This window comes from Streptomyces lincolnensis (assembly GCF_021173675.1).
GTDB lineage: Bacteria > Actinomycetota > Actinomycetes > Streptomycetales > Streptomycetaceae > Streptomyces > Streptomyces lincolnensis_B.
Window position 1 is genome coordinate 1 of the sequence record NZ_JAIHON010000011.1, and the last position, 14,331, is coordinate 14,331.

At 72.0% G+C, this 14,331-nt stretch carries 10 protein-coding genes and 1 pseudogene; 7 read left to right on the plus strand and 4 right to left on the minus strand.

Annotation, left to right across the window (positions count from 1 at the left end; translation table 11 throughout):
* A pseudogene (locus tag K4B79_RS30900) lies at positions 1-263 on the minus strand (esterase); the annotation flags it as partial.
* Between the two features lie 203 nt (positions 264-466).
* Here K4B79_RS30900 and K4B79_RS30905 point away from each other — a divergent pair.
* From K4B79_RS30905 to K4B79_RS30930, 6 genes are all read left to right on the plus strand, one after another.
* Positions 467-949: a MarR family winged helix-turn-helix transcriptional regulator gene (locus K4B79_RS30905; protein WP_232030551.1), complete on the plus strand. Its 483-nt coding sequence runs from the start codon at positions 467-469 to the stop codon at positions 947-949.
* Positions 950-1,138: 189 nt separating this feature from the next.
* Positions 1,139-2,890, plus strand: coding sequence for an acyltransferase (locus K4B79_RS30910; protein ID WP_232030553.1), 1,752 nt, complete (start codon positions 1,139-1,141; stop codon positions 2,888-2,890).
* A gap of 149 nt (positions 2,891-3,039) precedes the next feature.
* Positions 3,040-4,191: an NAD-dependent epimerase/dehydratase family protein gene (locus K4B79_RS30915; protein ID WP_232030555.1), complete on the plus strand. Its 1,152-nt coding sequence runs from the start codon at positions 3,040-3,042 to the stop codon at positions 4,189-4,191.
* Between the two features lie 162 nt (positions 4,192-4,353).
* Positions 4,354-5,877 (plus strand): C40 family peptidase, encoded by a 1,524-nt coding sequence (locus K4B79_RS30920; protein WP_232030557.1) that lies wholly within the window; start codon positions 4,354-4,356, stop codon positions 5,875-5,877.
* A 343-nt stretch (positions 5,878-6,220) separates the two neighbouring features.
* Positions 6,221-9,145, plus strand: coding sequence for a glycosyl hydrolase 115 family protein (locus K4B79_RS30925; protein WP_232030904.1), 2,925 nt, complete (start codon positions 6,221-6,223; stop codon positions 9,143-9,145).
* Between the two features lie 239 nt (positions 9,146-9,384).
* Positions 9,385-10,191: a helix-turn-helix transcriptional regulator gene (locus K4B79_RS30930; RefSeq protein WP_232030559.1), complete on the plus strand. Its 807-nt coding sequence runs from the start codon at positions 9,385-9,387 to the stop codon at positions 10,189-10,191.
* 15 nt (positions 10,192-10,206) lie between these two features.
* On the opposite strand, the gene K4B79_RS30935 is transcribed toward K4B79_RS30930, so the two are convergent.
* Complete coding sequence (locus K4B79_RS30935) at positions 10,207-11,124, minus strand: aminoglycoside phosphotransferase family protein (protein ID WP_232030561.1); 918 nt, start codon at positions 11,122-11,124, stop codon at positions 10,207-10,209.
* A gap of 117 nt (positions 11,125-11,241) precedes the next feature.
* Between K4B79_RS30935 and K4B79_RS30940 the strand changes: the two genes are divergently transcribed.
* A complete protein-coding gene (locus K4B79_RS30940) occupies positions 11,242-11,922 on the plus strand; it encodes a hypothetical protein (protein WP_232030563.1) in 681 nt (226 codons plus the stop codon).
* 33 nt (positions 11,923-11,955) lie between these two features.
* Here the strand turns inward: K4B79_RS30940 and K4B79_RS30945 are convergent, their stop codons facing one another.
* Positions 11,956-12,435 carry a nitroreductase family deazaflavin-dependent oxidoreductase gene (locus K4B79_RS30945; protein WP_232030565.1) on the minus strand — a complete coding sequence of 160 codons (480 nt, stop codon included), beginning with the start codon at positions 12,433-12,435 and terminating at the stop codon, positions 11,956-11,958.
* A gap of 151 nt (positions 12,436-12,586) precedes the next feature.
* Positions 12,587-14,233, minus strand: a complete 1,647-nt coding sequence (locus K4B79_RS30950) for a cellulase family glycosylhydrolase (protein WP_232030567.1) — start codon at positions 14,231-14,233, stop codon at positions 12,587-12,589.
* Positions 14,234-14,331 lie beyond the last annotated feature (98 nt).

Consider the following 14,331-nt stretch of genomic DNA (forward strand, 5'->3'; position numbering starts at 1 on the left):
GCGCCGTGCAGGTAGAGGATGACCGGGAGCGGGCCGTGGGTGCCGGCGGGCCGGATGATGCGGGTGCGGACCTGGCCGGTGGGGCCGCCGGGAACGGTGATCCACTCCTCGTCGATCTCGGGCTTGGCGATGTCGCCGGCCTGGACCTCGTCGACGGCCTTGCGGCCCTCGGCGGGCGGCAGGTCGAAGAGGTAGGGCGGGTTCGCGGTCGCCTCGACGAACGCCTGCGCGGCGGGTTCCAGAACGGGACGGATCTCGGTCATGGCGATCTCCTCGGATCGGGTGCCGCGGGCGGTCTCCGGCGGGGATCCCGATCCGGAGCGGCGGCACACGAAGGAGAGTAGCGCTCGATTAAGTCGTGCGCAACTTATTGGCCCTCGATATATCTGTCTCCGATTGATTAGCTGTCGATGGATTCGCTGGCGATAGAATCGAGGGAACTCGAACGACAAGGTGGTGCACATCCATGATCAGCGCCGAAGCCGGGAGCCGCCGCGTGGATCCCGCCCCCGAACCGGCCGAGGGATCGCTCCTCCTGGACGACCAGCTCTGTTTCGCCCTCTACGCCGCCTCCCGGGCGGTGACCGCCCGCTACCGGCCGCTGCTGGACGAGCTGGGCCTGACCTATCCGCAGTACCTGGTCATGCTCGTGCTGTGGGAGCAGGACGCGATCTCGGTGCGCGAGCTGGGTGCCGCCCTCCAGCTGGAGTCCAGCACGCTGTCGCCCCTGCTGAAGCGGCTGGAGGCGAACGGCCTGCTGCATCGCGAGCGCCGCGCGGACGACGAGCGCTCGGTGGCCATCCGCCTCAGCGAGGAGGGCGCCCGGCTCCGGGACCGGGCCGCCACCGTCCCCGTCTCCATCGGTGACGCGATGGGCCTCACCCCTGAGCAGGACGCCCTCACCAAGCAACTGCTCCGCCTGCTCACGGCGAACGTGAGCGCCGACTGAGCACGGCGAGCGGAGTGGGCGCCCGGGTCCGGTGGGGCCTAGGCGCCGGGACGGCGATCGCGACGCCCGCGGGGGCCAGGGGATGCCCAGGGGAACGCCGAGCAGGGATCCGAGCACGCCGGGCCCGCGGTCCGCCCGGCTCCTGAGACGTACTTCCGGCGCGGCCCAGGGGTGCTTAGCGTGCGGTGTATGGATCAACGACAGCCGACGTCCGTACGGCACTTCGACCACTGCCCCTGGGTGTTCGCCGAGGAGGCGACCGAGGAACAGCGGCGCGCGCAGGAGGAGCGGCAGCGGGAGATCGGCGGGAAGACGGAGATCGGCGAGCGCTGCTACGTCGCCGAGTCGGCGGCCGTGTTCCCGGACCGGCTGCGGCTCGGGGACGACTCGTACATCGCCGCCCACGCCTACCTCACCGGGGACGTGACCACCGGCACGGACTGCACGCTGAACCCCTTCACCACGGTGCGGGGTGCGGTGACCCTGGGCTCCGGGGTGCGGATCGGCGCGCACACCTCTCTGCTCGGCTTCAACCACTCCACGGCCCCCGACCGGCCCGTCTTCAAGCAGGCCCACACCAGCCGGGGGATCAAGGTCGGGGACGACGTGTGGATCGGCTCGCACGTGGTCGTCGTGGACGGCGTCACGATCGGCGACCACTGTGTGATCGGCGCGGGCGCGGTGGTCACCAAGGACGTTCCGGCGTGGACGGTGGCCGCCGGCAACCCGGCCCGGCCGATCCGCGACCGGCGGGACGGCGGCAGCGGCGCGCGGCGCGGGGGAGATACGGACACCGGCACTTCGGGTGCCGTGCGGGCCGGTACGGCGGGCGGCACCGAGCGGGCCGTCACGGTGGGCGGCACCGACCTGAGCCGCTTCGCCGACGCGGCCCGTACCCAGGCCCCCGATCTCCTCGCCCGCCACTGGAACGGCGAGCGGTACGTCGACCGCGTCGGCGCCGAACCCACCGTACGGGCGCACTGCGACGCCGTGGAGATCGCCGACCTGTTGCTGGGCTCCGCGCCCGCGCAGTTGCCGGCCCAGGAGCACGCCGAGCGCCTGCGCGCGCTCCAGGACCCGGACACCGGGCTGGTCCCGGAGTTCGACGAGGCGCTGCCGTACGACGACCGGTTCCCGGACGAGGGCGCCTCGCTGTACCACGTCCTCTGCGTGGGCTACGCGCTCGATCTGCTGGGCTCCTCCTTTCCCCATCCGGTGCGCGGGGCGGGCCATATGACGGCACGTCACCTCGTGGCGCGGCTGGAGGCGTTGCCGTGGCGGGACGGGGCGTGGGGCGCGGGCGCGTGGATCGACTCCTGGGCCACGGCCGTGCATTGGAACCTGGCGCGCGGCGAGAGCGGCGGTGCGGATCCGGGTGCGCCGGAGGCCCTGTTCGGCTGGCTGCTGACCCGTGCCGACCCGTGGACCGGGATGTGGGGCGAGCCGTCGGCCGAGGCGGGGCGGCTGCAGGTGGTCAACGGCTACTACCGGCTGACGCGGGGTTCGTTCGCGCAGTTCGGGCTGCCCGTGCCGCATCCGGAGCGGGTTGTGGACACGGTTCTGGACCACGCACGGGACTCCCGGTACTTCGGCGCGGGCCGGGAGAACGCCTGCAATGTGCTGGACGTCGCCCATCCGCTGTGGCTGTGCACCCGGCAGCTCGGGGCGGGCGCCGGGGGCGAGGGATACCGTACGGCGGAGATCCGCGCCTGGGCGGAGCGGCAGTTGGCGTCGGCCCTGCCCCGCTGGCGGGACGGCCTGGGCTTCGGTTTCGGGCCCGGCACGGCGGGCCCCGGTCCGGAGCCGGGCCTGCAGGGCACCGAGATGTGGCTGGCGATCGTCTGGCTCCTGGCCGACCTGCTGGGCCGCTCCGACGAGCTCGGCTACCGGCCGCGCGGCATCCACCGGCCCGAGGCGGCACGGCGTACCGGCTCCCTGTGAACACGGGCCCCGGGCACGGCAGTTGACTCGTCCGGCCGCCGACCCGACGGGAGCTCTTCCCTTACGGCAGGTACATGCCCGAACCTGTCCGGGGGCGCGGACCGCCGCGCTCCCGGACAGGTTCGGTGACCGGACTGAGGAGTGGGCGCGTGGGCGAAGGCGGGGCGACGGCGGTCGCGGTGACGGGCGGCAGCGGTTTCGTCGGGAGCCATCTGGTCCGGCGGCTGCTGGAACGGGGCCACCGCGTCCACACCACCGTGCGCGACACCGCGAACGCGGCGAAGGTACGGCCGCTGTGGGAGATGCAGGAGGCCTTCCCCGGTCAACTGTCGCTGTTCGAGGCCGACCTGCTGGTGGAGGGCTCCTTCGACGCGGCGCTGAGCGGCTGCCGGGTCGTCCACCACGTGGCGTCGCCGTTCTTCATGCCGGAGAGGATCAAGGACGGCCGCCGGGACATGGTCGAACCGGCCCTGCTCGGCACCCGCAACGTCCTGGCAGGCGTGGAGCGGACGCCGACGGTCGAGCGCGTGGTCCTCACCTCCACCGTCGGCACGATCTTCGGCGACTACGCCGACGTCCTCGCCATGGACGACCAGGTGCTGTCGGAGAAGTACGTCAACACCACGAGCACCGTGGAGAACAACCCGTACCACTACGCCAAGACGCTCGCGGAACAGGCGGCCCGGGAGACCGCGGCGGCCCAGAGCCGCTGGCGCCTGGTGACCGTCAACCCCGGGCTGATCCTGGGCCCGTCCCTCACCCCCGCCTCCGAGTCCGGCAGCCTGTTCCTGCTGGACGAGCTGTTCAAGGGCTACTTCTGCTACGGCGCCCCGGACTTCAGCTTCACCACCGCGGACGTGCGCGAGGTGGCCGACGCGCACATCGCGGCGGCGGAGAACCCCGAGGCCGAGGGCCGCTACATCGTCGCGGCGCCGACCATGACGTCCTTCCACGACATGGCGCGCATCATCCGCCGCCGTTACCCCCGCGACCTCCGCCTCCCGCGCACCGCGCTCCCGCACTGGCCGGTCCGGGTCCTGGGGCCCGCCTTCGGTCTCACCCAGGACTACATCGGCAAGCACCTCGGCATCCGGTTCCGCGTGGACAACAGCCGGAGCCTGCGTGAACTGGGCCTCACCTACCGCCCGATCGAGGAGACGGTCCTCGACCACTACGCGTCCTGGCGGCAGCGACGGCGCGCGAGACCGGCCACGCGAGACCGGCCACGCGAACGGCCACGAGACAAACCGCGGGATAAACCTCAACGGGACGAAGGTCACAGGAACGTATCGGACAAGTGACCTATCAATCTTCACACTTGTCACACACATTGGTTAGGTTAAGCGTCGGCCGCACGACTCTCTCCGGCGAATCCGCCGCGTCGTAAGGCCCAGCAAGGAAGGAGTACGTCTCCCATGGCGCCGGAACGAACCCCGCGCCCCGGAGGAATCAGCCTCCCGGGAATGCGCAACTCCGCGCTCGCCACGGCGGCTCTCACCTCCGTGGCCCTGCTCTCGCAGACCACGGGCGCGGCAGCCGCCACAGGGGACGACAGCCCGAGCCGTGACGAGGTCCAGCAGCGCGTCAACAGCCTCTACGACCGGGCCGAGAACGACACGGGCACCTACAACGCGACCCGCGCGGGGAAGTTCCCTCGACAGCGCGGCGCGGCGCCGGCCGACGGTGAGCGTCGGAACGCCGCCCCGGCGAGCACCGGTGCCCGCCAGTCGGCCGACCCGGCCCTCGCCGAAGTCACGCGGCAGTGGTTCGAGGCGGCCCGCGACAAGGTGGGCCCGACCCTCCGGGCGTCCCTTCCGGCCGACCGGACACCGGCCCGTCCGGCCACCGCGCCCCGGCCCGCGCCTCCCGCGGAACGACCGGCGCAGCGCGAGCCGCTCGCACTGGAGAACCGGACGACTTCCGAGCGAGCGGTCCCGGACCTGGCCGCCGGCTCCTCCGCCCCGGCGCTGCCGAGCGCGCCCGAGACGCGGCCGGACGCCCTGCGGGCACTGCCCGCCGCCGACGATCCGGGGCGGTCGCCGCTGCACGCGGCCAAGGAGCGCAACCGTCAGAAGCTCGAGCGGGCCCGCGAGTTGCTGGCCACCGCCCAGAGCGCGCAGTCGGCCAGTACGCAACTGCCCAGTACGCAGGCGCCCAGTACGCAACTGCCCGGCGCGGAGCTGTTCAGCGCCCCGCCGGCCGTCGAGTCCCGCCCGGTCGAGGACATCTGGCAGACCGCGCCCCAGCAGGCCATCGACGAGACCGGGCCCCAGTGGCTGGCCCAGCCCGAGACTCAGCCCCAGACTCAGGCCCCCTACCAGGCCGACTTCACCGCGAGCTTCCCTGACCTGTCCAGCCTGTCGGCGGCCCCGGACCACCCGCCCGCCTACGCGCCCACCCCCACGCCCGACCTGCCGGTACCCCCGGCCGACCCGCTCACCTCGGGCCTGCCCTTCATCCCGAGCCCCGCGCCGGCCCCCGCCGCGGACTTCCCGGTCGCTCCGGCGCCCGTACCCGCGGTCGCTCCCCCGGTCGCCCCGGCTCCCGTGCCCACGGCCGATCTCGCCGCGGCCCCGAACCCCGCGACCACGGCCGGTCTCCCCGCCCTTACCGCGGACCCCGGGTACGACACGAAGGCCGCCAAGGTGGTCGACTTCGCGCGGGCCCAGATCGGCAGGCCGTGCGTGTGGGGTGCGTCCGGGCCGGGGTCGTACGACTGCTCCGGACTGACCCAGGCCGCGTGGAAGGCCGCCGGGGTCGCGCTGCCGCGCACCGCGCAGGCCCAGGCGAGCGTGGGCACGGTGATCCCGCTCACCGATCTGCGGGAGGGGGACCTGGTCTTCTTCCACGACGACCTGAGCCATGTCGGCGTGTACACCGGCAACGGCATGATGGTCCACGCCCCGGGCCCGGGGGCGTACATCCGCGAGGAACCGCTCCTTTCCGTCGGCGAGTCGGCGATCCGCGGCGCGGTGCGCACCGTCTGACGTGACGGTCACGGTGCCGTCCGTGACCGTCAGGTGCCGCCGTCCGTCACGTGCGTACGGCTCCGCCCCCTGCGGCACCCCGCTCCCGCAGGACTCTGGACGCCCCGTCCGTACCTGACCTAGGCTTCATGGCAAGCGCTTTCTAGACGGGCAGCATGCCCATGCCTGAGCGTGGCTCACGCACCACCCCTTCCGGCTCCACCCGACCGACCCTGCGCTCGGTTCCGCCGCCGGCCCGCACTCTCAGCCGTCGCGGGTGGGCGCGGAAAGGAAGCGTCTCGTGCCGCACCGCGAACCGCAGGTCCCGCCGCAGCCGTTCAGCCGCAAGTCGTTCCTGCGGGGCATGGCCGCCGTCGGCGTCGCCCCGCTGCTCCCGGCCCTCCTCCCCTCCCCCGCCCGGTCCGCGCCGTCGGGCGGGCCGGCATTCCCCTTGACCCGGGCGGGCGCCGCCGTCGACGTGTTCGTGGACGCGGCGGACGACCCCGCCGTGGTCCGCGCGGCCGGGGACCTCCAGGCGGACGTGGAACGGGTCGGTGGCGTACGGCCGCGGCTGCTGCACGCGCTGCCCGAGCGGACGGCGCTGCTGGTCGTGGTGGGCACGCTCGGCGCGAGTCCGGTCGTGGACCGGCTGGTCGCCGACCGGAGGCTGGACGTCTCGGGGGTGAAGGGGCGCTGGGAGGCCTCGGTGACCCAAGTGGTGGAGCGCCCGCTGCCGGGCGTGGACCGGGCCCTGGTCATCGCGGGCAGCGACCGGCGCGGCACGATCTTCGGCGTCTACGACACCTCGGAACGCATCGGCGTCTCGCCCTGGTACTGGTGGGCCGACGTGCCCGTGGAGCGCCGCGACACCGTGACCGTGCCCGCGGGTCCCCTCAAGCGGTACGAGCCGTCCGTCCGTTACCGGGGCATCTTCATCAACGACGAGCAGAACCTGACCACTTGGTCCCACCGGACCCAGGAGCCGGACAAGAACATCGGCCCGGAGACGTACAAGCGGGTCTTCGAGCTGCTGCTGCGTCTGAAGGCCAACTACCTCTGGCCCGCCATGCATCCGTACTCCGACTTCTTCAACAAGCACCGCGAGAACCCCGAACTCGCCGACCGCTACGGCATCGTCGTCGGCTCCAGCCACCCCGAGGCGCTGCTCCGCAACGGCGTCCACGAGTGGGAGCCGTGGGCCAAGGAGCATCCCGGCGTGGACGGGACCCCGCCGGTCTACGACTACACGGTGAACCCGGCCGTCATCTCCGCCTACTGGAGAGCCCGGGCGAGACAGAACGCGTCGTACGAGAGCAGTTGGACCCTCGGCATGCGCGGGCTGCACGACAGCGCGCTGGAGACGAAGTACGCGACGACGATCCCGGAGAAGGTGGTGGTGATGAACGACATCATCGCCGACCAGCGCCGGATCCTGGCCGAGGAGGTCGGCACCGCGGCCGAGCCGCAGATCTTCATCCCGTACAAGGAGGTCCTGGAGCTGTACAACGCGGGCGTTCAGGTCCCCGAGGACGTCACGCTGATCTGGCCCGACGACAACCACGGCAACATGCGCCAGCTGCCGAACGACGCCGAGCGGGCCCGGCCGGGCGGCAACGGCATCTACTACCACCTCTCCTACTGGGGCCGCCCGCGCAGCTATCTGTGGCTGGACACCACCCAACTGGCCAAGGTCTGGCAGGAGTTGCGTCGGGTGTACGAGCACGGCGTCGACCGGATGTGGATCTTCAACGTTGGGGACGTCAAGTCGATCGAGACCGGGCTGTCCTTCTCCCTGGACATGGCCTGGGACGTGGACCGCTGGAAGGCCGACGGGGCGAACGACGTGGAGGCCTTCGTCGCCGAGTGGGCGGGGCGGCAGTTCGGGCGGCGGTACGGCCGGGAGATCGCCGCGATCCGTACCGAGTACTACCGTCTCGCGGCCGAGCGGCGGCCGGAGTTCATCGACCGCGCGATGTTCTCCGTGGTCCATCACGGCGACGAGGCCGGACGCCGGCTGGCGTCCTACGACCGGCTGCTGGAGCGGACCCGGGCACTGGGCGCCAAGCTGCCCGAGGCGTACCGGGACGCCTACTACGAGCTCGTCGAATACCCGGTGCACGGGGCCTACTTGATGAACCTGAAGTACTACTGGGCGGACCGCAACGCGCTCGCGGTGCGGCAGGGTCGCGGGGCCGGGACCAACCGCTTCGCGGACCTGGCCGAGGCCGCGCACACGGCGGAGGCGGCGATCACCCGGCGGTACAACACCGAGGTGGCGGGCGGGAAATGGGACGGGATCGTCAATCCGTACCCCTCCCAGATCCCCAAGGCGCCCGGCCGACCGGCCGTCACCCGGCTCGCCCGGCAGGAGACCTCGGGGCTCGGGGTGGCGGCCGAGGGCAACGAGACCGGAGCGGTCCGGCCGCTGTCGTTCTCCTCCTACACCCGGGACCGCCGCTTCGTGGACGTCTTCACCACCGGTTTCCTGCCCGTGGACTGGACGGCCGAGGCCGGCGCGCCCTGGGTGCTGCTGAGCACGGCGGGCGGTTCGGTCACCGAGCAGACGCGGGTCTGGGTGGAGATCGACTGGGCGCGTGCTCCCGAGGGCACCCACGACGTCACGGTCACCGTGTCCGGCGCCGGGCGGCAGGTCGAGGTGCCGCTGCGGGTGGTCAACGACGGGGAGCGGGCGCGCGGACGGGCGCGGGGCTTCGTGGAGGCCCACGGCTACGTCTCGATCGACGCCGTGCACACCGAGAGGCGGATCGCGCGCGGCGGCGCCCGCTGGCGGACCGTACGCGGACTGGGCCGGCGCAGCGCCGCGCTCGAAGCCGTGCCGTCGACGGCCGCGTCCGTGACCGACGACATCTCCCGCCGGGCGCCGGAGCTGAGGTACCGGGTGCGCTTCGCGGGCACCGGGACCTTCCCGGTCACCGTCTTCCGGCTGCCGTCCCTGGACGAGCGCGGGCACCGGCGGCTGGCCGTCGCTCTCGACGACGGGCCGGTCACCGTCCTGTCGGGCCAGGCGATCGCCACCGGCAACCGGGGCGACGCGTGGGCCCGCAACGTCGAGGAGGGCGTCGAGAAGCTGACCGCGCACGTGACCGTGCCCGAACCCGGTGAGCATGTGCTGCGGCTGTTCATGGTCGACGCGGCGATCACGGTGGACCAGATCGTCATCGACACCGGCGGTCTGCCGGGCAGCTATCTCGCGCCGCCGGAGAGCTATCACCCGGTGTTCAACCCGGACCCGGCCTACGGGCCGGGGCTGGACGTTCCCGTCGTGTAGTGCCGCGTCCCCGTGTGGGCCGCCGGTCCCCCGCGCCGGTGGCCCACACGGTTCCGCGCAGGCCGCGCGCCGGAAGACGGACGCGGCCTGGTCCTCCCGCCTCGTGCGCCGGAGCGCCCGATGTGCTGGAGTACATCCGAGAACGTCGCTGTTGCTCGACTGGATTCTGTAACAGCGAGAGGCTGTGCCGGTATGGGTACAACTGCGTACGCGGACGGGCCTGACACACGGAGAGGGACATGGCACAGGGGCTGGCCGGAGCCTACGAACGCATGGCGTCGGTGGCCGTCGCGGCACTGCACGAGCACGACCCCGAGCGGCTGTGGCCCCTGCTGGCGGCCGCTCTGCCCGAGCTGTGCGGCGGCGACGCCGTGATCTACAAGCTCGACGACTGGAACGAGCGCGCGGGCACGGTGGGCCTCTCCCCCGGCAGCGACACGGCGCTCGACCGGCTGGAGGGCGAGGCGATCGGCCTGCTGCGGGCGGGCTACCCCTTCGCCGGGCACTACGCGCACGGGCCCGGCAGGACGCCCGTCACGGCACGCCAGGTGGTCGGAGCGTCCTGGTCGGCCAGCCCGACCGCGCGTCTGCTCGACGACCTCATGGACGTGGACCACGTCCTGGGGATACCGCTCCCGCAGTCGACCACCCCGATCACCGGCTGTCTCGTCTACCGCTCCGGCCGGGACTTCACCGACGACCAGGTCCGCCTCGCCGAGCGCCTGCAACCCCTGCTGGCCGCGGTCGAGCAGCAGCGGCAGCTTCTGCAGCGGTGGCAGCGGCTGGCCACCGCGCACGGGGACACCGCCGAGCCGGTCGCGGACCTGGGCCTGACCCCGCGGGAGACGACCGTCCTCCTGCTGCTCACCGACGCCCTCACGGCGAGTGCGATGGGCCGCCGGCTGGGCATCTCCGACCGTACGGTCCACAAACACATCGCCAACATCTACCGCAAGCTCGGCACGCACGACCGCATCAGCACGGTGCTGCGGGCCCAGCGGCTGGGGCTGGTGCCGACGCCGTCGGGGGCCGCGTCGGCGCGCTGAGCGGGCGGGCCCGCGTCAGCGCGGCAGGGCTTCCGCCATGGCTACGGCGGACGGGTCCAGCGCCCTCTCCCCGTCCTCGATGTCCCAGAGCGCGTTCTGCAGCAACCGTCCCCGCGTCCAGCCGGCCGCGCGTCGGCGGTCCAGGCCGAGCGTCTCGGTGAGCAGGTCGAAGCGGCGCCGTACGACGCGTGACGGGTCCCCCGCGGCCTCCACCTGGTCGCACCGGCTGTTCAGGGCGGGCCACAGGTCGAAGCCGGGGTCCCCGGCGAGCGGTTCGGGGTCGATGGCGAGCCAGGGCTCGCGGTCGGCGGCGAGGACGTTGTCGTAGTGCAGGTCCCAGTGCAGCATCCGGTCGCCCGGCTCGTCGGCCAGTTCGGCCACCGCCGACGCCCAGTCGCGCAGCAGACGCCGGTCGGCGGGATCCGCCAACGCCTGCGCCGACCGCGGGACCTGCTCCAGCATCGCGGCCGCGATGTCCCCGAGACCGCGCAGCTCCGGTGGGGCGGGGACGGCCACCAGCCTCGCCAGCAGTCCGGCCAGGATGCCCATGGCCGTGTCGTCGTCCTCGACCGACGCCAGGGACCGGCCCCCCAGCCGTTCGAGCAGCATGCTCCCGTTCTCCGGGTCGTGGTCCAGCAACCGCACCATCCCGTCGCCGTCCCAGGCGCGCAGCCCGACGAGCGCGGCGGTGACCTCCTCCCGCGGCAGCTGAAGCTTCAGCACCGCCCGGTGACCGTCCGCACGCACCACCGGCAGCACCAGCGACGCCTCCCCGGAACCCGGTGCCCCGTCGCGCCTCAACTCCCAGCGTTCCAGAACCTCCGCGGCCAGAGCGGGCAGCCGGGCGATCCAGTCCCGCCCCTCCTCCCCGAAGGCCCTGGCGTACGACGCGATCAGCCCGTCGGGGACCTCGACCGGGGCTGACGTACGCATGACGGATTCCCTTCGACGGCGGCGTCGGCCTCTTTCCCCCAACCTATCGACCAACGGTGCGGGCCTTGCCGCAGACTGGGTCCTCGTCGCTCTGGTCGCCGTGGCGGAGGGAGAAGGATGCAGCCCGGACCGGGTGAGGAGGAGACGGACGCCGCGGAACTCCGCGCACGGTTGCGGCATGTCCGCTGGATCGGTGGCGGCAGCGGAGGGGGCAAGTCGACCACGGCGCGACGGCTCGCCGGGCGCCACGGGTGGCGTCTGTACGCGACCGACGACGTCATGGCGGAGCACGCCCGACGGGCCACGCCTGAACAGGCCCCCCTGCTGCACGAGTTCATGGCCATGGACATGGACGAGCGGTGGGTGGACCGCTCTCCGGACGTGATGCTGGAGACGTTCCACTGGTTTCACGGCGAGGGCTTCGGCCTGATCGTCGAGGACCTGCTGCGGCTGCCGCGGGAGCCGGATGTCGTCGTCGAGGGGTTCCGGCTGTTGCCGCGGCTCGTGAAACCCCTGCTCGCCGCTCCCGAACAAGCCGTCTGGCTCCTGCCCACACCCGGCTTTCGCCAGGCCGCCTTCCAGAGCCGGGCCGTGCCGGGTGAAGGGTTCGTGTGGAGGACCGGCGATCCGGCCACGGCCGCCCGCAATCTCGCCGCCCGCGACGAGATGTTCACGCGACGGCTCCAGGAGGAGACCACGCGTCTCCATCTGCACACCGTCCGGGTCGACACCACGATGACGGAGGACGACCTCGCCGAGCGGGTGAGCGTGGTGTTCCGCGTGCGGCCGTCCTCGTGAGCCGCCGCCTCTCCGCGCGGGTCAGGTTCTCGTCTACGACGGTGGGGCGTCCGCCGACCCTGCCGCGGGAGCGGGCGTGGGCTCCAGCACGAAGACGGGGATCACACGGTCGGTCTTCTCCTGGTATTCGGCGTACGGCGGATACGCGGTGACCGCGCGCTTCCACCACTCGGCCTTCTCGTCCCCGGTGATCTCACGGGCCGTCATGTCCCGGCGCACGGCCCCGTCCTGAAGCTCCACGTGCGGGTCGGCCTTCAGGTTGAGGTACCAGACCGGGTGACGCGGGAAGCCGCCCTTCGAGGCCACGGCCGCATACCGCCCCTCGTGCTCCACGCGCATCAGCGGGACCTTGCGGATCTTGCCGCTCGTCGCGCCGCGCATCGTGACGATGACCACGGGCAGACCCGTGTCCCAGAGCGTCGTCCCCTCAGTGCCACCCGAACTCTCGTACAGCTCGACCTGTTCGCGGATCCACTGCGCCGGACTCGGTACGTACTCGCCCTCAAGAGGCATCGCGGCCACCCCACCGTCGCGTACGGGTTGTGTCGAGCAGTTCAACACACGCACCGCGCGGATTCATAGACCGCTCCAAGGGACACAGGTGGTCCATTGCGTGCCGGTCGGCGGGGGCTTCCCGCCCCCGCCGACCGGTACGGACCTCCCGTCAACTCGTGCTGCAGGGCGCGCCGTTGAGGGTGAACGCGGTCGGAGCCGCGTTCGTGGCTCCCTTGGTGCCGATGAAGCCGACGCTGACGGAGCCGCCGACGGGGATGGTGTTGGTGTAGGAGGCGGGGGTGACGTTGACCGTGCCGCCGCTCTGGGTGGCGGTGCCGCCCCACATGTTGGTGACGGTCTGGCCGTCGGCGAAGGTGAAGCCGAGCTTCCAGCCGGTGACGGCGGCGGTGCCGGTGTTGCGGACGGCGATCTCGCCCTGGAAGCCGCCCTGCCAGTCGCCCACGACGCGGTAGCCGACGGAGCAGGTGCCCGTGGGCGCGTCGTCGGTGGTGACGTTCACCGTGGCCGAGCGGGCGGAGCGGTTGCCGGCGGCGTCGCGGGCGTAGACGGCGAAGGTGTACGCCGTGTCGGCGGTCAGGCCGGTGAGTGTCGTGGAGGGGGTGGCGGAGGAGGCCACCGCGGTCTCCGAGGTGCCGTTGACGCGGACCACGTCGTAGCGCGTCACGCCAACGTTGTCGGAGGACGCGGCCCAGGTCAGCGTGGCCGAGGTGGCGGTCACGGCGGAGGCCGTCGGGGTGCCGGGGGCGGTCGGTGCCTGGGTGTCGGCGGTGCCGCCACCGAAGATCGTGGCTTCCTTCGACGTCTGGGCGATTCCGTTGGCGCCGTTGAAGATGCGCTGGCCCCACGAGCTCAGACGGCTCGGGTCGAAGTCGATCGCCAGGTCGAGGATCGGGTCGGTGTTGCCGCTCCAGGACCAGGCCAGGTAGCCGAGGTCGAGTTGCTCGGCGGTGGCCATCATGGTGTCCTCGTCGGGGTCGCCCCACTGGTCGGCGGGACCGCCGAACTCACCGATGAGGAGCGGGAGTTTGGCGTTGACGAAGGCGTTGAGGTAGTCGGTGATCTCCGCCGCGGTGTCGAAGACGCTGTACATGTGGATCGAGAAGATCAGGTTGCCGGTGGTGTCGGCGTCGTAGACGCTCTGGGCGTTGGCGCGCATGACGCCCTGCCAGTCCTGGCCCCAGTTGGGCGCGTCCACCATGATCGTGTGCTGGAAACCGGCGGTCCGCAGCTTCTGGATCGCGGCGATGGTGGGGGCGGTCCAGCCCGCGGGGTTGGTGTTGCCCCAGGGCTCGTTGCCGATGTTGATGATGATGTAGTTCTCCTGGCCGGCCAGGACGTTCTTCAGGCCGATCCAGTAGTCGGCGGCCTGGTCGAGGGTGCCGGCCGCGGCCTCCTCGCCGTAGCCGGTGGTGTCGTGCACCTCCAGGACGCAGATGAGCCGGTTGGCCTTGCACTGGGTGATGACGTTGGCCACGTCCGCGGCGCTGTTGGCGGTCCAGCGATGGCCGTCGGCGAGGACGACACGGACCGTGTTGGCGCCCAGGGCCTTGACGTCGGCCAGGGACTGCGTCTCGTTCGGGTACCAGGTGTGGGCGTGGTTGACGCCCCGCATCACGAAGTCGTTGCCGTTGGCTTCGAGCAGGCGGCCGTTGCTGATGTGGAGGCCGGTGGCCCGCGTGCCGGACGGCTCCGCCACCGCGACGGCCGGGAACAGCGCTCCGAGCAGGGCGATCCCCAACAGGGTCGCGAGTCCGGCCAGTAAACGAACCAGTGTCGTGCTTCTTGTTCTTCTCACTGCGACTCCAAGAGTGAGCGCCAAGAAACTCAGGCATCAGAGGAAACAGGGGTGGGAGCGCTCCCATAGAAGCCACTGCGACACGTACACGTCAAGAC

What these genes read in the sequence shown, in the direction of transcription:
- K4B79_RS30925 (WP_232030904.1), top strand. Translation starts at nt 6,221, where the DNA reads ATGGCCGCCGTCGGCGTCGCCCCGCTGCTCCCGGCCCTCCTCCCCTCC.
- K4B79_RS30935 (WP_232030561.1), bottom strand. Translation starts at nt 11,124, where the DNA reads ATGCGTACGTCAGCCCCGGTCGAGGTCCCCGACGGGCTGATCGCGTCG.
- K4B79_RS30940 (WP_232030563.1), top strand. Translation starts at nt 11,242, where the DNA reads ATGCAGCCCGGACCGGGTGAGGAGGAGACGGACGCCGCGGAACTCCGC.
- K4B79_RS30945 (WP_232030565.1), bottom strand. Translation starts at nt 12,435, where the DNA reads ATGCCTCTTGAGGGCGAGTACGTACCGAGTCCGGCGCAGTGGATCCGC.
- K4B79_RS30930 (WP_232030559.1), top strand. Translation starts at nt 9,385, where the DNA reads ATGGCACAGGGGCTGGCCGGAGCCTACGAACGCATGGCGTCGGTGGCC.
- K4B79_RS30905 (WP_232030551.1), top strand. Translation starts at nt 467, where the DNA reads ATGATCAGCGCCGAAGCCGGGAGCCGCCGCGTGGATCCCGCCCCCGAA.
- K4B79_RS30910 (WP_232030553.1), top strand. Translation starts at nt 1,139, where the DNA reads ATGGATCAACGACAGCCGACGTCCGTACGGCACTTCGACCACTGCCCC.
- K4B79_RS30920 (WP_232030557.1), top strand. Translation starts at nt 4,354, where the DNA reads ATGCGCAACTCCGCGCTCGCCACGGCGGCTCTCACCTCCGTGGCCCTG.